This is a genomic window from Kocuria sp. CPCC 205263, assembly GCF_040981075.1.
Lineage (GTDB): Bacteria > Actinomycetota > Actinomycetes > Actinomycetales > Micrococcaceae > Kocuria > Kocuria rosea.
Genome location: NZ_JAVKPV010000002.1, coordinates 445,330 through 465,980, shown reverse-complemented (window position 1 = coordinate 465,980; position 20,651 = coordinate 445,330). Strand labels below are relative to the sequence as shown.

Annotated in this window: 18 protein-coding genes; 2 read left to right on the top strand and 16 right to left on the bottom strand. The window is 73.4% G+C overall.

Features of this window, described 5'->3' with window-relative positions; translation table 11 throughout:
• Positions 1 to 305: 305 nt before the first annotated feature.
• Complete coding sequence (gene lexA, locus RF647_RS04520) at positions 306 to 1,085, top strand: transcriptional repressor LexA (protein ID WP_368810682.1); 780 nt, start codon at positions 306 to 308, stop codon at positions 1,083 to 1,085.
• 146 nt (positions 1,086 to 1,231) lie between these two features.
• Here lexA and RF647_RS04515 read toward each other — a convergent pair whose 3' ends face one another.
• Together RF647_RS04515 and hflX are read right to left on the bottom strand one after the other, a co-directional pair.
• The gene (locus tag RF647_RS04515) at positions 1,232 to 3,310 is read right to left on the bottom strand and encodes an ATP-dependent DNA helicase (protein ID WP_368810681.1); all 2,079 of its coding nucleotides are present in this window, start codon (positions 3,308 to 3,310) and stop codon (positions 1,232 to 1,234) included.
• 4 nt (positions 3,311 to 3,314) lie between these two features.
• Positions 3,315 to 4,943 carry a GTPase HflX gene (hflX, locus tag RF647_RS04510; protein WP_368810680.1) on the bottom strand — a complete coding sequence of 543 codons (1,629 nt, stop codon included), beginning with the start codon at positions 4,941 to 4,943 and terminating at the stop codon, positions 3,315 to 3,317.
• A gap of 140 nt (positions 4,944 to 5,083) precedes the next feature.
• Here hflX and RF647_RS04505 point away from each other — a divergent pair, with 140 nt between their 5' ends.
• Positions 5,084 to 5,746 carry a class I SAM-dependent methyltransferase gene (locus RF647_RS04505; RefSeq protein WP_368810679.1) on the top strand — a complete coding sequence of 221 codons (663 nt, stop codon included), beginning with the start codon at positions 5,084 to 5,086 and terminating at the stop codon, positions 5,744 to 5,746.
• A 64-nt stretch (positions 5,747 to 5,810) separates the two neighbouring features.
• Here RF647_RS04505 and dapF read toward each other — a convergent pair whose 3' ends face one another.
• The 14 genes from dapF to dapB all read right to left on the bottom strand — a co-directional run bounded on the left by dapF (position 5,811) and on the right by dapB (position 20,648).
• Positions 5,811 to 6,800, bottom strand: coding sequence for a diaminopimelate epimerase (gene dapF / locus RF647_RS04500; RefSeq protein WP_368810678.1), 990 nt, complete (start codon positions 6,798 to 6,800; stop codon positions 5,811 to 5,813).
• 50 nt (positions 6,801 to 6,850) lie between these two features.
• Entirely contained in the window at positions 6,851 to 7,771 is a 921-nt protein-coding gene (gene miaA / locus RF647_RS04495) for a tRNA (adenosine(37)-N6)-dimethylallyltransferase MiaA (protein WP_368810677.1), read from the bottom strand.
• Positions 7,768 to 9,297, bottom strand: coding sequence for a tRNA (N6-isopentenyl adenosine(37)-C2)-methylthiotransferase MiaB (gene miaB, locus RF647_RS04490; RefSeq protein WP_368810724.1), 1,530 nt, complete (start codon positions 9,295 to 9,297; stop codon positions 7,768 to 7,770). The genes miaA and miaB overlap by 4 nt, the downstream gene beginning before the upstream one ends.
• Positions 9,298 to 9,326: 29 nt before the next feature.
• On the bottom strand, positions 9,327 to 9,959 hold the full coding sequence (locus RF647_RS04485; protein ID WP_368810676.1) for a regulatory protein RecX: 633 nt from the start codon (positions 9,957 to 9,959) through the stop codon (positions 9,327 to 9,329).
• Between the two features lie 8 nt (positions 9,960 to 9,967).
• The gene (gene recA / locus RF647_RS04480; protein ID WP_017832910.1) at positions 9,968 to 11,080 is read right to left on the bottom strand and encodes a recombinase RecA; all 1,113 of its coding nucleotides are present in this window, start codon (positions 11,078 to 11,080) and stop codon (positions 9,968 to 9,970) included.
• A gap of 234 nt (positions 11,081 to 11,314) precedes the next feature.
• Positions 11,315 to 11,536, bottom strand: a complete 222-nt coding sequence (locus tag RF647_RS04475; RefSeq protein WP_017832911.1) for a DUF3046 domain-containing protein — start codon at positions 11,534 to 11,536, stop codon at positions 11,315 to 11,317.
• Between the two features lie 154 nt (positions 11,537 to 11,690).
• Positions 11,691 to 12,122, bottom strand: a complete 432-nt coding sequence (locus tag RF647_RS04470) for a helix-turn-helix domain-containing protein (RefSeq protein WP_017832912.1) — start codon at positions 12,120 to 12,122, stop codon at positions 11,691 to 11,693.
• 163 nt (positions 12,123 to 12,285) lie between these two features.
• On the bottom strand, positions 12,286 to 12,780 hold the full coding sequence (locus RF647_RS04465) for a CinA family protein (protein ID WP_368810675.1): 495 nt from the start codon (positions 12,778 to 12,780) through the stop codon (positions 12,286 to 12,288).
• On the bottom strand, positions 12,777 to 13,382 hold the full coding sequence (pgsA, locus tag RF647_RS04460; RefSeq protein WP_136341568.1) for a CDP-diacylglycerol--glycerol-3-phosphate 3-phosphatidyltransferase: 606 nt from the start codon (positions 13,380 to 13,382) through the stop codon (positions 12,777 to 12,779). Before pgsA ends, RF647_RS04465 begins: the two co-directional genes overlap by 4 nt.
• Before the next feature lie 37 nt (positions 13,383 to 13,419).
• Positions 13,420 to 16,413, bottom strand: a complete 2,994-nt coding sequence (locus RF647_RS04455) for a DNA translocase FtsK 4TM domain-containing protein (RefSeq protein ID WP_368810674.1) — start codon at positions 16,411 to 16,413, stop codon at positions 13,420 to 13,422.
• Positions 16,414 to 16,477: 64 nt separating this feature from the next.
• Positions 16,478 to 18,169: a ribonuclease J gene (locus RF647_RS04450; RefSeq protein ID WP_368810673.1), complete on the bottom strand. Its 1,692-nt coding sequence runs from the start codon at positions 18,167 to 18,169 to the stop codon at positions 16,478 to 16,480.
• A 13-nt stretch (positions 18,170 to 18,182) separates the two neighbouring features.
• Positions 18,183 to 19,139, bottom strand: coding sequence for a 4-hydroxy-tetrahydrodipicolinate synthase (gene dapA / locus RF647_RS04445; RefSeq protein ID WP_368810672.1), 957 nt, complete (start codon positions 19,137 to 19,139; stop codon positions 18,183 to 18,185).
• 67 nt (positions 19,140 to 19,206) lie between these two features.
• A complete protein-coding gene (locus tag RF647_RS04440; RefSeq protein WP_368810671.1) occupies positions 19,207 to 19,839 on the bottom strand; it encodes a hypothetical protein in 633 nt (210 codons plus the stop codon).
• 5 nt (positions 19,840 to 19,844) lie between these two features.
• On the bottom strand, positions 19,845 to 20,648 hold the full coding sequence (gene dapB, locus RF647_RS04435; RefSeq protein WP_368810670.1) for a 4-hydroxy-tetrahydrodipicolinate reductase: 804 nt from the start codon (positions 20,646 to 20,648) through the stop codon (positions 19,845 to 19,847).
• Positions 20,649 to 20,651 lie beyond the last annotated feature (3 nt).

Genomic DNA, 20,651 nt, shown 5'->3' with positions numbered 1-20,651 from the left:
CTCGAACACCGGTCCGGTCGACGACCCTCGCGGGCCTCCATTCGATCGAACATACTTTCGAATACCGATGACCCATGTCTAGCACGTGTCTGCGAATGCTGTCGACAGCGGGTCGTACATATGTTTGAACACACACGGCGTGTCGCCTAGGCTGAGGACAGGTTCGGGCCCCCGGCCGGCGCGCGCTGCGGACCCCCTGCGCCTGCCGACCGGGACCCATCGAACCACCCGGGTCCGACATCGGAACCGGGACCGCGCAGACCGGCTGCGGCACCTGCAGCCGGACGGGAAAGGACGACGCTCCCATGGCCCAGCCCCCCACCCCTGAGGAGCCCCGCGCCCGGGGCGCCCGCCCCGGGGCACGCTCGCGCAGCCGCGGGCTCACCGTGCGCCAGCGCACCATCCTCGAGGCCATCCAGCGCTCCATCGCCGAGCACGGCTATCCGCCGTCCATGCGGGAGATCGGGGACCTCGTGGGCCTGGCCTCGCTCTCCAGCGTCACCCACCAGCTCGCCCAGCTCGAGAAGCTCGGCTATCTGCGCCGCGACCCCAAGCGCCCGCGGGCCATGGAGGTGCTCACTCCCCTGCAGCTGCGCGGGACCGCCGGGGCGGAGTCCGCCGAGCCGTCGCAGGAGGCCCCGGCGGCACCGGCCGGCCGGACCGCTCGTCCCGCCGCCCAGAACGCCGTGGCCGAGCTGTCCACCTCGGCGGACGTGACGATGGTCCCCCTGGTCGGCCACATCGCCGCCGGCGGGCCGATCACGGCCGAGCAGTCCGTGGAGGACGTCCTCGCCCTGCCCCGCCAGCTGGTCGGGCACGGCGAGCTTTTCATGCTGCGCGTCAAGGGCGACTCGATGATCGACGCCGCGATCTGCGACGGCGACTGGGTGGTGGTGCGCCGGCAGAGCGCCGCCGACAACGGTGACATCGTGGCCGCCCTGCTCGACGACGAGGCCACGGTCAAGACCTTCCGCCAGCGGGACGGCCACACCTGGCTGCTGCCGCAGAACACTCGCTACGAGCCGATCCTCGGCGACCACGCCACCGTGATGGGCAAGGTCGTCTCGGTGCTGCGCAGCCTCTGAGCGGCCGCACGCCCCCGGCACCCGGGCCCTCCGCCGCCGGCGGGGGGCCCGTTGCCGTCCGGGCCGGCTACCGACCGGACCATCTGCGGACCCCGTGCGAGCCCGGCGCGGTCCGGGGAGACCCCGGGGGCGTCCGCCGGACGTGCTCAGCCCACGGAGAGCCGCTGCAGGGCGCCGAGCACCACCTGGCGGTCCGTGGTGGTCCACAGCGGCGGCAGGGACCCGCGGAGGAAGCCGCCGTAGCGGGCGGTCGCGATCCGGGAGTCCAGGATCGCCACGACGCCCCGGTCACCGCCCGCGCGGATGAGCCGCCCGGCCCCCTGGGCGAGCCGCACGGCCGCGTGCGTCGCGGACACGGACATGAAACCGTTGCCGCCGGCCCGTTCCGCGGCGCGGCTGCGGGCGCTCGCCAGCGGGTCGTCCGGGCGCGGGAAGGGAATGCGGTCGATCATCACGAGCCGGCACGAGGCCCCCGGGACGTCAACGCCCTGCCACAGGCTCATGGTGCCGAACAGGCTCGTGGACGGGTCGTCGGTGAACTCCTGGACGAGTCCCGCGAGCGAGGACTCCCCCTGGCACAGGATCGGCAGCTCCGTGCGCCCGCGCAGCGCCTCGGCCGCCTCCTCCGCCGCCCGGCGGGAGGAGAAGAGTCCGAGGGCCCCGCCCCTGGAGGCCTCCAGCAGGGCCAGCATCTCGTCCAGCTGGGCCTCCGTGAGCCGGCGGCCGGGCTTCTCCAGGTGCTTGGCGAGGTAGAGAATGCCCTGCTTCGGGTAGTCGAACGGGCTGCCGACGTCCACGCCCTCCCAGTGCGGGGCGCCCTCGCCCCGCAGGCCGAGGGCGCCGGCGGCGGAGTCGAAGGACGAGCCGACGGACAGGGTGGCGGAGGTGAGGACCACGGTGCGCCCGTCGAACAGCCCCTCCCGGAGGGTGCCGGCCACGCTGAGCGGGGCCACGTGCAGGGTCGCCGGGTCGGTGTCCTCCGCGGGCACGTAGCCGCGACCCGGCTCCCAGCCGCCCTGCCGCGAGATCCACAGCACCTCGCGGTGCTCCTCGGCGGCGAGGATCCGCTCCGCCAGCTCGAGGACGTCGCTCACCCGGGAGCGGGCCATCTGCCGGCCGGCGTCCCCGTCCTTCTCCCCGGGACCGGCCTTGGACTCGGTCATCACGGTGCGGGCGGCGTCCCGGATCTGGGCCACGGCCGCCGACTGGGCGTCCCCGAGGCCGCGGTGCAGCAGCTCGGCGGGGGCGCCCATCAGGGCGGCTTCGAGGTTGGCGGCCCCGGCGGTGAGCGAGTCGGGGCTCGCGGAGGTGTGCTTGCGCGCGGACGCGGCGGCCGAGCGGACCATCGCCGCGGAGAGCTGTCCGGTGACGGCGCCCGTCACCCGGTCCTGGAGCTCGTGTGCCTCGTCGATGACCACGACGTCGTGCTCGGGCAGCACCGTGATGCCCTCGAACGCGTTGATCGCGAGCAGGGCGTGGTTGGTGATGACGATGTCGGCCTCACCGGCCCGCTGCTTGGCGAGCTCCGCGAAGCAGTCCTCGACCAGGGGACAGCTGCGGCCCAGGCACTCCTTCGCCGTGACCGACACCTGGCGCCAGGCGCGGTCGCTGACCCCGGGGAGCACCTCGTCCCGGTCGCCGGTCCCGGTCTCGCGGGCCCACTCGCGCAGGCGCTGGACCTCCTGGCCCAGCCGCCCGGGGTTCTCGGCGGCCTCGGGCTGCGGCGGGCCGGGGTGCGGGGGGGCGTCGGGCAGCGCGAAGAGCGCGCCGGGCTCGTCGTCGGACGGGTAGCCGCCCTCGATCTTGTGCAGGCACGCGTAGTTGCTGCGGCCCTTGAGCAGGGCCACGTCCACGTCCCGCTCGAGCTCGCCCTCGAGGGCGGCCAGCAGGCGCGGCACGTCCCGGCCGACGATCTGCGACTGCAGCGCGAGCGTCGCGGTGGCCACGACCACCGGCTTGTCCGCGCGCTGGGCGTGCTCCACGAGCGGGGCCAGGTACGCGAGGGACTTGCCGGTGCCGGTCCCCGCCTGGACCAGCAGGTGCCGGCCCCGGTCCAGGGCCTCGGCCACCTTGGCGGTCATCAGCCGCTGCCCGTCCCGGACCTGCCCGCCCATCGCGGTCACGGCGGTGTCCAGCAGGGCCAGGGAGTCCTTGGCCCCGGGCAGGGTCTCCGGGCGCACGCCCGAGACGTCGTGCCCGGACTCGTCCACGAATGCGGCGGCCACGCGCTCAGGCGCTCTCGGCGCCGAAGCCGGGAGCGCGCTCGGGGGCGAACTCCGCGAGCTCGGCCGCGAGGTCCTCGCGGACCTTCACGAGCAGGTGGGTGCCCTCGGGCAGGTGCTCGGTGCGCAGGATCTCCGCGTCCCAGTCGTGCAGCCGGCTGACCACGTCGCCGCGCTGGTAGGGCACGAGCAGGTCCAGCACCGTCTCGGGCCGCGGGATGGACTCGCTGATCCGCTGCCGGAGCTCCTCGATGCCCTCCCCGGTGCGGGCCGAGACCACCACCACGTTGCGCTCGCGCTGCTTGATCCGCTCGACCACGAACGGGTCGGCGGCATCCACCTTGTTCAGGGCGATGATCTCGGGGATGTTCTGCGCGTCGATGTCCGTGAAGACCTGGCGCACCGCGCGGATCTGGCCCTCCGGGTCCGGGTGGGAGGCGTCCACCACGTGCAGGATGAGGTCGGAGTCGGCGACCTCCTCCAGGGTGGAGCGGAACGCCTCGACGAGCTGCGTGGGCAGCGACCGGACGAAGCCGACCGTGTCCGAGAGCGTGTAGCCGATGCCGTCCGGTGTCTGCGCGCGGCGGACCGTGGGGTCCAGGGTGGCGAACAGGGCGTTCTCCACGAGCACACCCGCGTCCGTGAGCCGGTTCAGCAGCGAGGACTTGCCCGCGTTGGTGTAGCCGGCGATCGCCACCGAGGGCACGGAGTGGCGGCGGCGGTTGAGCCGCTTGGTCTCGCGCGCCGGCTTCATCGCGGCGATCTCGCGCCGCAGCTTGGCCATGCGGGTGCGGATGCGCCGGCGGTCCAGCTCGATCTTGGTCTCACCGGGGCCGCGGGAGCCGATGCCCTCACCGGCGGCGGCGCGACCGCCGGCCTGGCGGGACAGTGACTCGCCCCAGCCGCGCAGGCGCGGGAGCAGGTACTCGAGCTGGGCGAGCTCGACCTGGGCCTTGCCTTCCTTGGACTTGGCGTGCTGGGCGAAGATGTCGAGGATCAGACCCGTGCGGTCGATGACCTTGACCTTCACGACGTCCTCCAGCCCGCGCCGCTGCGAGGGGGCGAGCTCGGAGTCGACGACGACGGTGTCCGCGCCGGTCGCGGCGACGATGTCCCGCAGCTCCTTGGCCTTGCCCGAGCCCAGGTACGTGGCCGGGTCCGGCTTGAGCCGGCGCTGGACGATGCCGTCCAGCACCTCGGAGCCCGCCGTCTCGGCGAGCGCGGCCAGCTCGCGCAGGGAGTTCTCGGCCTCCGCGAGCGTGCCCTCCGTCCACAGTCCGGCCAGCACCACGCGCTCCAGGCGCAGCTGGCGGTACTCGAGCTCGGTGACGTCCTCGAGCTCGGTGGACAGACCTGCGACGCGACGCAGGGCGCGGCGCTCCTCGAGGTCCTGCTGGTCGCCGTCGTGGACGGTGTGCCCGTCCTCGGCGTCGGCCAGCTCTCGGGCCCGGCCGGAGAACCGGCCCGGCGCGGTGGAGTCGTCCTCGGGGGCGGTGTCCTGCCCGGCGGCCTGCTCCCGGGCCCGGGCCCGGGACAGCACGCGCTCGACGACGTCCTCCAGGTCCTGCCGGCTCAGGCCGTTCTCGGGCTCCGCGGCGTCGCGGGACTCGGCAGGGGTTTCACGGGGGTGGGTCATGGTTCCTTTCGGACGGGATGCTGATCAGTACATTCTAGTGGCGGAGCCGGACATCCCGGCGTCGGAGCCGGGCGTCCCGGCGGGGTCCGCGCCGGTTCCCGGTGCGTGCGGGGCGGGCGCTGTCGGTAGCATGGGGCGCTATGGCACCGCCTCCCGACTCCCCCGATCCCGTGGCCGGCCCGGCGACCCCCAACCCGGGGACCGAGCACTACTTCTCCGAGGACCCCTCGGTCCCCGAGGTGCGGCGGTCCGTGGCCGTGCGGCTGCGGGGGCGGGAGGTTTCGCTGCAGACCTCCAACGGGGTGTTCAGCCCGCGGGGTCTCGACAAGGGAACGTCCGTGCTGCTGGAAAATGTTCCCGACCCCGTAGGGGCGGAGCTCCTGGACATCGGCTGCGGGTGGGGTCCGATCGCGCTGAGCCTGGCCGGGGCCGCCCCGGGGGCCCGGGTCACGGCCGTGGACGTCAACGAGCGCTCGCTCGGGCTCACCCGGGACAACGCGGCGGCCCTGGGCCTGACCGGCGTGGAGGCGCTGCTGCCAGAGCAGGTGCCCGCGGAGCGGCGCTTCGACACCATCTGGTCCAATCCGCCCATCCGGATCGGCAAGCAGCAGCTGCACGAGTTGCTCCTCCAGTGGCTGCCGCGGCTGGCCGAGGGCGGCACGGCGTGGCTGGTGGTGCAGAAGAACCTCGGGGCGGACTCGCTGCAGAAGTGGCTCGGCACCGCGCTGGGCGGCGGCTTCCGGGTCTCCCGGCACACGACCGACAAGGGGTTCCGGGTCCTGCTCGTCGAACGGCGGGACTGAGCGACCGGCACCGGGCCGGGTCCCACCCCACGAACCTCGGTCCGCAGGCCTCAGGCCTGAGGCCTCAGACGAAGGTGCCCTCGGCCACCAGTACGGCCGGTCCGGCCAGCACCACGTGCTCGGCACCGTCGGGCGCGGGGACGAACGTCACGGAGACGATCCCGCCGGGCACCTGCACGAGCCACTGGTCGGGGGCCGTGGCGCCGCCCCAGAAGCGGGTCGCGGCCGCCGCGGCGCACGCGCCCGTCCCGCAGGACTGCGTCTCGCCCACGCCGCGCTCGTGCACGCGCATCCGCACCCGGCCCACGCCGTCGTCGTCGCCGTCGGCGGGGACCACGAACTCGACGTTGGTCCCGTCCACGGGCTCCGGGCGCACGACGGGAGCGGTGTGCAGCCCGAGCTGGTCGAGCTTCTCCCCCTCCGCGAGCGCCACGACGGTGTGCGGATTGCCCATGCCGATCGACAGCGCGGGGCGGGGCACCTTGAGCCCCTCGGCGGTCACGACGGCGTCCGAGCCGCGGGACCGGGCCGCGTCCCCGTCGAGGAAGGTCCACGGCCCCATGTCCACGGCGTAGCCGGAGGCGGTGCGGGCCACGGTCTTCACCCCGGCGCGGGTGCCGATGCGCAGCACGTCCCCCTCGGGGACCGCGGCGAGGCCCCGCTGGAGCAGGTAGTGGACGAAGACCCGGACCCCGTTGCCGCACATCTCGGCGACGGAGCCGTCGTTGTTGCGGTAGTCCATGAACCACTCGGCGTCCGGCGCCGCCTCGAGGACGGCCCGTCCCTCGGGGATCGCCTCGGAGCGCACGGCGCGGATCAGCCCGTCCCCCCCGATGCCGCGGTGGCGGTCGCACACCAGGGTCACTAGCTCGGCGTCCAGGGCCAACTCCGCGTGCGGGTCGGTCAGCAGCACGAAGTCGTTGCCCGTGCCGTGGCCCTTGGCGAAGTCGCGGCCCCGGAGCTCCCCCCAGGGACCGGCGTCGGCGCCGGGGGCGGTGTCCTGGGCGGGGCGGGTGTCCTCGTGCTGGGCGGTGGGGCTCTGGGCGGAAGTCACCCGGCCATGATACGCGGCCCCGGCCGCCGGCCCGCGGCCGGGTCCGCGGTTCAGCCCTCGGCCGCGACCCGCTCGACGACGTCCACGGCGCGCTCCGCGAGGCCGGGCGCGGCCGGGTCCAGCCAGTGCACCCGGGGGTCCGCACGAAACCAGGTCCGCTGGCGGCGGGCGAAGCGGCGGGTGGCCACCACGGTGGCCTCGACCGCCTCCGCCACGGTGGCGCGGCCGTCCACCACGTCCAGGAACTGGCCGTAGCCCAGGGCCCGGGAGGCCGTGCGCCCCTCGCGCAGCCCGCGGGCCGCCAGGGCGCGCACCTCGGTCTCCAGACCGGCCTCGACCATGGTCCCCACCCGGCGGGCGAGCCGGTCGTGCAGCACGGCACGCTCGAGGTCCAGGCCGATCTGCACCGTGGGCTCCACGTGCTCGCGGCGGGGCATGAAGGACGTGAACGGGCGGCCGGTGAGCTCCCACACCTCCAGGGCGCGCACCAGCCGCCGCTCGTCCTGCAGCCGGGCGGCGGACGCCGGGTCCACCTGGCGCAGCCGCTCCCGCAGGGCGCCGGGGCCCCGCGCCGCGAGCTCGTCCTCGATCCGGGCCCGCACCGCGGGGTCGGTGCCGGGCAGCTCGAGCACGTCCAGGGCCGCGCGCACGTAGAGCCCCGAACCGCCCACCAGGACGGGGACTCGGCCGCGGGCGCGGATCTGCGCGAATCGGGTCCGGGCGGCGCGCTGGAAGTCCGCGACCGAGGCCTCCTCAGTGACGTCGAGGACGTCGAGGAGGTGGTGGGGCACCCCGCGCCGCTCCTCCGCTGTCGCCTTGGCGGTGCCGATGTCCATCCCGCGGTAGAACTGCATGGAGTCGGCGTTGACGACCTCCCCGCCCAGCTGCAGGGCGAGCTCGACGCCCAGGGCGGTCTTGCCGGTGCCCGTGGGACCGACGACGGCGACGACCGGCAGGTCCGTGCGGGTCACCGGACGGGAAGGCCCGGCATGCCCAGGCTCACGGGCCCGGGCCCGGCGGCGCCCGGGGCGGCGGGGACCCCGCAGGACGCGGCCTGGCGGCGGTCCCAGGCGTCCCCGGCCCGCGAGCGCCGCAGCGCGTAGTCCCGAGGGGACCGGGGGTCGGCGACGAGGTGGTAGGCGGCGGCGCCGGTGACGACGACCGTCACGAAGTCTCCGGGCCGCGGGACCTCGGCGCCCTCCGGGACGGAGAAGTGGACGAGCCGCTGGTCCCGCGCGCGGCCCGAGAGCCGGTGGGTCTGCTCGGACTTCTTGCCGGCCTCCGCGGTGACGAGCAGCTCGACCTGCCGGCCGACCACCGTTCGGTTCTCCTCCGCGGCGATCCGGTCCTGCAGGGCCACGAGCCGCTCGAAGCGCTCCTGAACCACGGCCTTCGGCACCTGGTCCGCCATCTCCCCTGCGGGGGTGCCGGGCCGGACGGAGTACTGGAACGTGTACGCCGAGGAGAAGCGGGAGGCCGCCACGACGTCGAGGGTGGCCTGGAAGTCCTCCTCGGTCTCCCCCGGGAAGCCCACGATGATGTCCGTGGTGATCGCGGCCTCGGGGATGCGCTCGCGGACCGTGTCCAGGATCCCGAGGAACCGCTTCGAGCGGTAGGAGCGGCGCATCTCCTTGAGGATCCGGTCGGAGCCGGACTGCAGGGGCATGTGCAGCTGCGGCATGACGTTGGGGGTCTCCGCCATGGCGTCGATGACGTCGTCGGTGAACGCGGCCGGGTGCGGGCTGGTGAAGCGCACGCGCTCCAGGCCCTCGATCCGTCCGCACGCCCGCAGCAGCTTGGCGAACGCCCCGCGGTCCCCGAACTCCACGCCGTAGGAGTTCACGTTCTGCCCCAGGAGCGTGACCTCGACCGCCCCGTCGTCGACGAGGGCCTGCACCTCGGCGAGGACCTCCCCGGGCCGCCGGTCCTTCTCCTTGCCGCGCAGGGACGGGACGATGCAGAACGTGCAGGTGTTGTTGCAGCCCACGGAGATCGAGACCCATCCCGAGTACGCGCTGTCCCGCTTGGTGGGCAGCGTCGAGGGGAAAACCTCGAGGGCGTCGAGGATCTCCAGCTGCGCCTCGGCGTTGTGCCGCGAGCGCTCCAGCAGGGTGGGCAGGGAGCCGATGTTGTGGGTGCCGAAGACGACGTCCACCCAGGGAGCCCGCTCAAGGATGGTGTCCTGGTCCTTCTGCGCGAGGCAGCCGCCGACGGCGATCTGCAGGTCCTTGTTGCGCTTCTTGGCGGGCACGAGCTGGCCGAGGTTGCCGTAGAGCTTGTTGTCGGCGTTCTCGCGCACGGCGCACGTGTTGAACACCACGAGGTCCGGCTCGCCGCCGGCGGCGGGGACGTAGCCGGCGGCCTCGAGCAGACCCGTGATCCGCTCGGAGTCGTGGACGTTCATCTGGCACCCGAACGTGCGCACCTCGTAGGAGCGCGGTGCGGGTGCGCCGGAGGACGCGGTCGGGTCCGGGGAAAGGGCTGCGGGGGTCGACATCACCGGACAATTGTACGGGGCGGTCCCGGTCACGGGGTCTCCGGGTGTTCCTCGCCCATCTCGTCGTCCTGGACCGCGGCACCGGAGCGCGCCTCGAGCTCCTCCTTCACCACGGCGAAGGCCAGCCCGGGCGGGTAGCCCTTGCGCCCGAGCATCCCGACCAGCCGCCGCACGGCCCTGTCCCGCTCGGCGCGGTCGGTGAGCTCGGCCCCGGCGGGGAGCTTGCGGCGCACCAGCTCGGCGGCGTCCTCCCGCTCGTCCTCATCGGTGCGCTGCTCGAGCGCCGACTCGGCGATCTCCCCCGTGACGCCGCGGGTGGCCAGCTCTCGCCGGATCGCGGACCGGGAGAGCTTGCGGGAGCCGGCCCGCGAGCGGACGTAGAGCTCCGCGAACTGGGCGTCGTCGACGAGGTCGACCTCCTCGAACCGGTCCAGCACCTCCCGGGCGACGTCCTCGGGGACGTTGCGGTCGGCGAGCTTGTCCTCGAGCTGCTTGCGGCTCTTCGCCGAGGCGGTGAGCTGGCGCAGGACGATCGCCCGGGCCACCTCCCGGGCGTCCGGCTCGGGATCCTGGGCCGGGGGTGACGACGCCGCCGGGCCCTCCGGCCCGCGGTGGCGGGCGGAGGACCGGCGGCGCCGGCGGTCGTACGGGCTCTCGGTCACGGACCCGCTCAGAAGGCCGGGCCGGCGACCTCGGTGGGCAGCCCGGTCACGGGCTGCTCCTCCGCGGTCTCCTCGGCGGTCTCCGGCTCCTCGACGACCCCGAGCTTCACCAGGATCCGGCGTTCGATCTCTTCGGCCAGCTCCGGGTTGTCCTTGAGGAACCGGCGCGAGTTCTCCTTGCCCTGCCCCAGCTGGTCGCCCTCGTAGGTGAACCACGCCCCGGACTTCTTGACGATGCCGTGCTCCACGCCCATGTCGATGAGCCCGCCCTCGGTGGAGATGCCCTCCCCGTAGAGGATGTCGAACTCCGCCTGCTTGAAGGGCGGCGCCATCTTGTTCTTGACGATCTTGGCGCGGGTCCGGTTGCCCACCGGGTTGGCCCCGTCCTTGAGGGTCTCGATGCGGCGCACGTCCACGCGCACCGAGGCGTAGAACTTTAGCGCCTTGCCACCGGTGGTGGTCTCGGGGCTGCCGAAGAACACCCCGATTTTCTCGCGCAGCTGGTTGATGAAGATCGCGGTGGTGTTCGAGTGGGAGAGCCGGCCGGTGATCTTGCGCAGCGCCTGGCTCATGAGGCGGGCCTGCAGACCCACGTGGCTGTCGCCCATCTCGCCCTCGATCTCGGCCTTGGGCACCAGGGCCGCCACCGAGTCGATGACGATGATGTCGATGGATCCGGAGCCGACGAGCATGTCCATGATCTCCAGGGCCTGCTCACCGGTGTCCGGCTGCGAGACCAGCAGGCTGTCGGTGTCCACGCCCAGCTTCTCGGCGTAGGAGGGGTCGAGGGCGTGCTCGGCGTCGATGAAGGCGGCGATCCCGCCGGCCTTCTGGACGTTGGCGACCGCGTGCAGGGCCACGGTCGTCTTGCCGGAGGACTCCGGGCCGTAGATCTCCACGACGCGCCCGCGCGGGAACCCGCCGATGCCCAGCGCGACGTCCATCGCGATGGACCCGGTGGGGATGGTCTCGATCTTGGTCGCCGGACGGTCGCCCAGGCGCATGACCGAGCCCTTGCCGTAGTTCTTGTCGATCTGCGCGAGAACGGTCTCGAGAGCCTTCTCGCGGTCGCTGCCGAACTGCTGGTCGGCGCTCTGCTTGTTGCTGCCCTTGGCTGCCATGGTCCACCTCGTGTTCGGGGGGTTCCGCCGGTGCGGCCGGAACCGTTGCTGCTGGTCTTTTCGTGTTCCACGGTATCGCCGTGGTCGGACACCGTAAGGCTTCGAGCGGGGTCTGGGGAGGAGCGGGAACCACTGTCTCGGGACGGACCGGGCTGTGCAGTCCGCGCCCCGTTGCTTCGAATATACCTTCGAAGCGGTCGCGGGTCCACGGGCGCGCCGGGAACCCGGCGGGCGTCAGTCCCGGGGCGGGCGGTCCACGCCCCACCAGCGGGACTCGGGGACGTCCTGGGCCCGGCAGAGGGCGAACCACACGGTCCGCGGGTCGACGCCGGCCTCGATGGCCTCGGCGGCCGTGCGGTGCTCGAGCTCCCCGAGCACGAGGTCCCGGGCCAGGACCCTGCTGTAGCCCGCGCCGAACTCGTCGGCCATGAGCTGCCAGAAGCTGCTCAGCCTCATCCGCGTCCTCCTTCGTCGTGCCTCCCGCCGGGGGTCGTGCCCGTCCATCCTGCCATCCGGGCGGCGGGGCCGGCACAGGCCGGAGGGCCCGGCGGTCCTGGGACCGACGAGCCCTCCGGGACGTCGTGGGCGGGCGGCGGACCGCCCTTGCGGATCAGCGGGCGCCGGCCGCGGCGGCCTCGCCGCCGTTGACGCGGCCGAACTCCCGCGAGTACTGCTCGGTGAGGTCGCTGGGCACCGTGTCCGGGACCAGGAGGCCCTCGGCGTAGGCCAGGCGGTCCGCGACCTCGCGCAGCATCTGGGACATCGGGATGTCGAGCGCGGCGCAGATCGAGGCGAGGAGCTCGGAGGAGGCCTCCTTCTGGCCGCGCTCCACCTCGCTCAGGTAGCCGAGGGAGACGCGGGCGCTGTGCGAGACCTCTCGGAGGGTGCGTCCCTGACGCTGGCGGACGCTGCGCAGGACCTCACCGATCTCCTGGCGGAGTACACCCATCTTCATGTCCTTCGTCTCGGTGCTGTCGTCCTCGTCGAGGCCCACGTCCTTCCAACGGACGACGCCATTGACGGACACGGGTTGCTTGGTCATGTGAATCGCTCGTCTCCTCGTGTGTGCGGCAGCTTCACCGCCGGCTGCGGGCGGTGCCTCGGCGCCGGCCGGTCGACATCTTGACTTCGATCGGCTCAACTCGAGCCTGCGATCATTGCTAACCCCGCTGACGGTTCCATTCTTCCCCGCAGGAGGCGGTTTTTCACTGTGAGTTGGCTGGGAGCACCAGGGCCGCCGTGAGCCGCTCGAGGGCGGCGCGCACGGCGGCCGCCCGGATCTCGGCCCGGTCCCCTGCCGCGGCCAGCTCGTGGACGGTGGACCCGTCCGGTCCCGCGACGCCCAGGTAGACCGTGCCCACGGGCTTGCCGTCGTGCGGCTCGGGACCGGCGGCGCCCGTGGTGGAGACGGCCCAGTCCGTGCCGAGGCGGCGGCGGGCGCCCTCCGCCATGGCGACCGCGACGTCGGGGTCGACGGAGCCCCGCTCGGCGAGCAGCCGGGCCGGCACGCCGAGGACCTCGGTCTTGACCCGGTTTGAGTAGGAGACGACCGCGCCCTCGAAGCAGGCCGAGGCCCCGGGGACGTCGACGACGGCGGCGGCCAGCGCTCCCCCGGTGAGGGATTCCGCAGTCGCGACCGTGAGCGCCCGGCGGACGGCCTCCTCGACGAGCGCCCGGGCGGCCGGCTGCGGCTCCGTCACGCCGCGTTCCGCTCGGCCAGCGCCCGGCGGCGGAGCTGGACCGCCTTGACCACGTAGTCCACGCCGGTCACGACCGTGACCACGAGGGCCGCCCCCATCGCGATCCAGCCCAGCCACGGCCACCACGCGCCCACCAGGGGCACCAGCGGGAGCAGCAGGAGCAGGAGCGCCACGGTCTGCAGGACGGTCTTGAGCTTGCCGCCCTTCGAGGCGGCCATGACGCCGTAGCGGATGACCACGAAGCGCAGGAGCGTGATCCCCCACTCCCGGACGAGGATCACCACGGTCACCCACCACCACAGCTCGCCGAGCATCGAGAGCACCACGAACGCGGCACCGGTCAGTAGCTTGTCGGCGATGGGGTCGGCTATTTTGCCGAAGCTGGTGATCAGCCCGCGGGCCCGCGCGATGTCGCCGTCGAGCTTGTCCGTGTACATGGCGACCGCGAAGACCGCCAGGGCGGCCCACCGCATGCCCAGGGAGTCCTCCCCCTGGGTGCCTCCCACCCACAGGAACCACACGAAGAAGGGCACCAGCACGATGCGCAGGGCGGTCAGCGCGTTCGGCAGGTTGAGGTTGGACGCCGGGTCCGCGGGGCTCATCTGGTGCTCGCTTCCTGGTGGGTGGGACGGGGTCGGCTCAACGGCCGGTCAGCTGCCAGGCGTCCTCGGACTCCTCGGGGTCCTCGGCGCCGTCGCCGTGGTCGGTCGCGGTCCGGGCCAGCGAGGCCTCGACCGGGTCCTCGCCGTAGTCGACCGACCCGCCGGCGCCGGCCTGCGGCGCGGGCGGCTCCTCGCCCCGGAGCACGGCGAGGGTCGCGGCGAGGTCGTCGGGCTTGACGAGCACGTCCCGCGCCTTGGACCCCTCGGAGGGCCCGACGACGCCGCGGGACTCCAGCAGGTCCATGAGCCGGCCGGCTTTGGCGAAGCCGACGCGCAGCTTGCGCTGGAGCATGGAGGTGGACCCGAACTGGGTGGTCACCACGAGCTCGGTGGCCTGCAGGAGGACATCGAGGTCGTCCCCGATGTCCTCGTCGATGGTCTTCTTGGGGGCCTCCTGCACCACGTCCTGGCGGTAGTGGGCCTTCATCTGGCCCTTGACGTGGTCGACGACCTCGTGGATCTCCGACTCGGTGACCCACGCGCCCTGGACGCGCATCGGCTTGGAGGCGCCCATGGGCAGGAACAGGGCATCGCCCTGGCCGATGAGCTTCTCGGCGCCCGGCTGGTCCAGGACCACGCGGGAGTCGGTGACCGAGGATGTCGCGAACGCCATCCGGGAGGGCACGTTGGCCTTGATCAGACCGGTGACCACGTCCACGGAGGGCCGCTGGGTGGCAAGCACCAGGTGGATGCCGGCGGCACGGGCGAGCTGGGTGATCCGCACGATCGCGTCCTCGACGTCGCGCGGGGCGACCATCATCAGGTCCGCGAGCTCGTCGACGATCACGAGCAGGTACGGGTACGGCCGGATCACGCGCTTCGAGCCGGGCTCGGGCTGGACCTTGCCGTTGCGCACGGCCTTGTTGAAGTCGTCGACGTGCTTGTACCCGTAGTGCGAGAGGTCGTCGTAGCGGGCGTCCATCTCCCGCACGACCCACTGCAGCGCCTCGGCGGCCTTCTTGGGGTTCGTGATGATGGGGGTGATCAGGTGGGGCACGCCCTCGTAGGCGGTCAGCTCGACCCGCTTCGGGTCGACCATGACCATCCGCACCTCGTCCGGGGTGGCGCGCATCAGGAGCGAGACGATCATCGAGTTCACGAAGCTCGACTTGCCCGCGCCGGTGGCGCCGGCGACGAGCAGGTGCGGCATCTTCGCGAGGTTGGCCACCACGTAGCCGCCTTCGACGTCCTTGCCCACGCCCATGACCATGGGGTGCTCCGTCTTGCGGGCGTTGTGCGAGCGCAGGACGTCGCCCAGGGACACGGTCTCGCGGTCGGTGTTGGGGATTTCGATGCCGATCGCGGACCGGCCGGGGATCGGCGAGAGGATGCGCACGTCCGCGGAGGCCACGGCGTAGGCGATGTTCTTGGACAGCGCCGTGACGCGCTCGACCTTGGTGCCGGAGCCCAGCTCGATCTCGTACCGGGTGACGGTGGGCCCGCGGGAGAAGCCGGTGACCACGGCGTCCACGTTGAACTGCTCCAGCACGCTCGTCAGGGAGGCGACCACGGCGTCGTTGGCCTCGGAGCGCTCCTTGGGCGGCGGGCCCTGCACGAGCGCGCCGGCCGCGGGCAGGGAGTAGGCGATGTCGCCCTCGAGCTTGAGCTGCTCCGCGCGGGCGGGGATGGGCGACTCGGGGGTGTGGGTGCGGGCGGTGACGGACGTGGAGCCGGTGGGCTCGGCGGCCACGTCCTCCAGCGCCGGGGAGCCGGAGCCCGCGGCGGTGTCCGCGGCCGGCTCGAGGCCCTGCTCCCGGCGCAGCCGGCGTGCGGCGAGCTGCTCCTGGGTGGGCCGCTTCTGCCCCGGCCGGGGGACGTCGCCCCCCTGCTCCGCGGCGGCGGCCGGCTCGGCGGGCGGCTCGGCGGATCCCGCCGCCCCCGCCGTTCCCGCCGCGGCGGCCCGCTGCCGGGCGGCGCGCGCGGAGTCGACGTCGAAGACGCGGGTCGGCGCCTGGCCGTCGGCGGCCTCCTCGGCGACGACGGCGCGCTCGAAGGCCTCGTCCCCGCGGTAGCCGTCGAGGGCGCGGCGCTCGGCCTCGGCCGCCTTGCGCTCGCGGCGCTTCTCGCGGCGGGTCTTGGCCGCCTCGGCGCGCGCGGCGTGCTCGTCCAGGTAGGAGCGGTCGTGCCGGGCGGCGGACACATCGGTCGCGGAGACGGGGCCGTCCTGGCCCATGAGCCGCCAGTAGCCCTGCCGCAGTCGCGGCAGGATGAGGTTGACGGGCGTGGCGGTGACCACGAGCACGGACAGGAACAGGGCCGCGACGAAGATCGCGCCGGCGCCGACCGGGGTGATGAGGGCGCTCAGCGGGTCGGCGGCGAGGAAGCCCACGTAGCCGCCGGCGCTCCGGAGCACCTCGTGGCCCTGGCTCGGGGACGGCTGCCCCAGGAGCACGTGCGCGAGGCCGGAGCCGGCGACGACGGCGGCGCCCAGCCCGATCGCGATGCGGTTGTTGGCCGAGGTGTCCTCGGGGTGGCGGAAGCGGCGCAGGGCGAAGCCCACGAGGGGCAGCGGCAGCACCAGGGCCGTCCAGCCGAAGGTCCCCGCGAGGACCTCGTGCACCGCCACCGCGGGGACCGCCAGCCACGGCGCGGACGCGCCGGGCAGGTTCCACCACTCGACGGCCGCGGCGAGCAGGCCGAGCAGCAGCAGGAAGAGGGCGCCGCCGTCGCGCAGCGACTCCGCGGGCACGTCCGTGCGCAGGGTGCCCATGCGGCGCACGGCGCCGCCGACCACGTGGGCGAGGGCCGTCCAGACGCCTCCGACGGCGCGGGCGCACCAGGCCAGGGCGGCGCCCATGCCGTGCAGCACCCGCGGGGAGCCCGCGGAGGGCGCCGCGGAGCCCCGTCCGGCGGTCGACGGACGGCGGGTGGAGGTGGACCGGCTGGATCCCGACGACCGCGCAGAAGACGTGCTGTTCTTGCCACGCGACGTCGAGGCGCCCTTGCGGGCGGGGGAAGTACGAGTCGCCATGCTCCCAGGGTAGACCACGGCCTCCCCTCGTCAGCGGTGCCGCACGGGGGGAGGGACCGGGGGCTCAGGCCTCGATGACGACCGGGACGATCATGGGCTTGCGGCGCAGCCGGCGGCTGACCCACGAGCCGATGGTGCGGCGCACCACCTGCTGGAGCTGCTGGGTGGTGTGGTTCTTGCCCGAGTGGTTGATGGCGTCCTCGAGCGCGGCGGTGATCCTCGGCTTGATCTCGTCGAACACGCTGTCGTCCTCGGCCACGCCGCGGGCGTGCACGTCAGGGCCGGTGACGACCTTGCCAGTGTCCCGGTTCACCACGGTGATGACGGAGATGAAGCCCTCCTCGGCCAGCACGAGCCGGTCCTTGAGGTCGGCGTCGGTGATCGTGCCCACGGAGGAGCCGTCCACGTAGACGTAGCCGCACTCGACCTGGCCGGTGATCCGCGCCTCGCCGTCGGCCATGTCCACCACGGTGCCGCCCTCGGCCAGGAGCACGTGGTCGGTGGGCACGCCGGTCTCCTCGGCGAGCTTGCCGTTGGCGATGAGGTGGCGGACCTCGCCGTGCACCGGCATGACGTAGCCGGGCTCCACGATGTTGTAGCAGTACAGCAGCTCGCCCGCTGCGGCGTGCCCGGAGACGTGCACCTTGGCGGTGCCCTTGTGGACCACGTTGGCGCCCAGCCGCATGAGCCCGTTGATGATCCGGAAGACCGAGTTCTCGTTGCCGGGGATGAGCGAGGACGCGAGGATCACGGTGTCGCCCTCGGTGAGCTGGACCTTGTGGTCGCCGTTGGCCATCCGGGACAGCGCGGCCATCGGCTCCCCCTGCGACCCGGTGCACATGATGACCAGCTTCGAGTTCGCGTGCTCGTCGATCCGCTTCTGGTCGATCAGGGTGTTCGGCGGGACCTCCAGGTAGCCCAGCTTCTCGGCGATGGTCATGTTGCGCACCATGGACCGGCCCATGAACGCGACCTTGCGCCCGTGCTCGGCGGCGGCGTCCAGCACCTGCTGCACGCGGTGGACGTGCGACGAGAAGGACGCCACGACCACGCGCTTCGGGGCGCGCCCGATCACGTCCGCGAGGACGGGGCCGATGTGCTTCTCCGTGGGGGTGAACCCGGGGACCTCGGCGTTGGTGGAGTCGGTGAGGAACAGGTCCACGCCCTCCTCCCCCAGCCGGGCGAAGTGGCGCAGGTCGGTGATCCGGCCGTCGAGCGGCAGCTGGTCCATCTTGAAGTCGCCCGTGTGCAGGACGGTGCCGGCCTTGGTGCGCAGGAACACCGCGAGGGCGTCCGGGATCGAGTGGTTGACGGCCACGAACTCGCACTCGAACTCGCCGAGCCGCTCGACCTGCCCCTCCCGCACCGCCATGGTGTAGGGCTTGATCCGGTGCTCCTGGAGCTTCGCCTCGATGAGCGCGAGCGTCAGCCGGGAGCCGATCACGGGGATGTCGGGGCGGCGCTTGAGCAGGTACGGGACGGCGCCGATGTGGTCCTCGTGGCCGTGGGTCAGCACCACGGCCACGACGTCGTCGAGCCGGTCGACGATGTGGTTGAGGTCCGGGAGGATGAGGTCCACGCCCGGCTGGGTCTCCTCGGGGAAGAGCACGCCGCAGTCGACCACGAGCAGCTGCCCGTTGATCTCGAACACCGTCATGTTCCGTCCGACCTCGCCCAGCCCGCCCAGCGGGACGACGCGCAGGACGTCCTTGCCGAGGGCGGGGGGAGCCGCCAGGTCGGTGTGCCACTGGGTCATGGGACCCCTTTCGTCAGTCGATGGTCTCGAGGAGGGTGTCGGCGACGACCGAGCCCCGCAGGTCCGCACGGATCAGGGCGGCCTCGGCCTCCGTGGGCGGGACGTGCGGGAGCCGCACGGTGTTGTGCGGCAGCCGGCCCTGCCACATGAGGATCGTCTTCGCCGCGACGGCGCCGGGGGCGCGGGTCATCGTGGCGCGGACGACGGGCTCGAGCTCGGCGTTGATCCGCTGGGCCGTGACGAGGTCCTGGGCACGGACCGCGTCGACGAGTTCGCGGTACCGGGCGGTGGCCACGTGGGTGGTGACGCCAATGAGCCCGGCGGCGCCGATGGCCATCCAGGGCAGGGTCAGGCCGTCGTCGCCCGAGTAGTAGAGCAGGTCGGTCTCGGCCAGCACCCGGGTCGCGGCGACCAGGTCCGCCTTGGCGTCCTTGACGGCCACGATGTTGGGGTGCCCGGCCAGGGAGACGAGGGTCTCGGTGGCGATCGGGATGCCGGCGCGGCCGGGGATGTCGTAGAGCATGATCGGCAGGTCCACGGAGTCCGCGAGGCTGCGGAAGTGGGCCTCGACGCCGGCCTGGGAGGGCTTGTTGTAGTACGGGGTGACGATGAGCAGCCCGTCCATGCCGAGCTTCTCGGCCGCGCGGGAGAGGTAGCGGGAGTGCTCGGTGTCGTTGGAGCCGGTGCCCGCGAGCAGCGGCACGCGGGAGCCGACGGCCTCCTTGACCGCGCGGAACACGGAGAGGTTCTCCTCGTCGGTCATGGTGGAGTACTCCCCCGTGGTGCCGCACACCACGAGGCCGTCGCAGCCGTCGTCGACGAGCTGCTCGGCCATGGCCGCGGTGGCGTCCAGGTCCACGGAGCCGTCCGCGGCGAAGACGGTGATCATCGCGGTGAGCAGCGTCCCGAACAGTGGCTCGGACCGGGTCGCGGGGAGGTCGGCGGAGGAAGGCGAGGCGTTGGCAGTCATGGGTGCCAGGTTACCGCCTCCGCGGCGGGGGCACCGGCGGGCGGGCAGCAGGGGCTCACCACCACGGTCAGGCCCGGCCCTCGCCCGGGGGGTCGGCGGGCTCCACGTTGCGGGCGGCGCGCCCGCGGGAGAGGGCCACGGCGTCGCGCATCGCGGAGCGGGCGCGGGTCCGGTCCCCGGCGGCCGCGTAGGCCAGGGAGAGCCGGTACCAGTTGCGCCAGTCGCCCGGGTCCGCCTCGGTCTGCGCCCGGACGGCCCCGAAGCGCTCGTCGGCGGCCTCGCGCACGATGCGCCCGCCGGGGGTGCGCGGGAGGTCGTCGGGCGGCAGCCCGCCCTCCTCGTGCAGCGTCCGGCCGAGCTGCTCGGTCCGGACCCCGAACAGGATCTCGCGCACCAGCGCCCACACGCCCACGGCCGGGAGCACCAGCATGGCGACGCCGAAGGCCCTGGCGATCCAGCCGTCCGTGCCCAGCAGCAGCACCGCGCGGTGCAGGCTCAGGCCCAGGTAGACGACGAGCAGCGTCACCATGGCCGCGGCGAGCAACTTCGCCTTGCTCGTCGACTCCAGGAGCGTGAAGACGCCCGCGAAGACGAGCACGGCGAGGATCCACAGCTTCGAGCCGCCGGGGATGGGCAGCAGCCAGAGGGTCAGCAGGGCCGCCGCGAGCAGGCCCCAGATCCAGGCTCGGATGGAGTCCATCGGCGCTACAGCCCCAGGTCGAGGTAGCCCTCGAGCCCGTGCGTGAGCCCCTGGTGGGAGCCCACCTCCCGGACGCCGAGCACCACGCCGGTCATGAAGGAGATCCGGTCGAAGGAGTCGTGCCGAATGGTGAGCTGCTCGCCGACGCCGCCCAGCAGCGTCTCCTGGTGGGCGACGAGCCCGCGCAGGCGCACGGAGTGCACCCGGACGTCCTCCACGAGCGCGCCGCGGGCCCCGCCCGGGTCCTGCTCCGTGGCGTCCGGCGACGGCGCGACCCCCGCGGAGCGCCGTGCCTGCCCGACGAGGGCGGCGGTGCGGGCGGCGGTGCCCGAGGGGGCGTCCACCTTGTCCGGGTGGTGCAGCTCGACGATCTCGACGGACTCGAAGAACCGGGCGGCCTGCGCGGAGAAGCGCATGGCGAGCACCGCGCCGACCGAGAAGTTGGGAGCGACGAGCACCCCCACCCCGGGGTGCTCGGCCAGCAGCGCCTCGAGCCGGTCCAGCCGCTCGGCGTCCCAGCCGGTGGTGCCCACGACGCAGTGCATGCCGTGCTGCACGGCGAAGCGGACGTTGGCCTCCGTGGCGGAGGGGACCGTGAGGTCGACCACGACCTCCGCGCCGGCGGCGACCAGGGCCTGGAGCGAATCCTCCCGGCCGAGCTCGGCGACGAGCTGGAGACCCTCGGCGCGGCGCACCGCCTGCACGGCCTCGCTGCCCATCCGGCCGCGCGCGCCGAGCACGGCGACGCGCAGCTCGGCGGGGGCGGACGGCGGGGCGTCGGTGGTCACGGGGGCGGTGCGCTCGGTCATGGC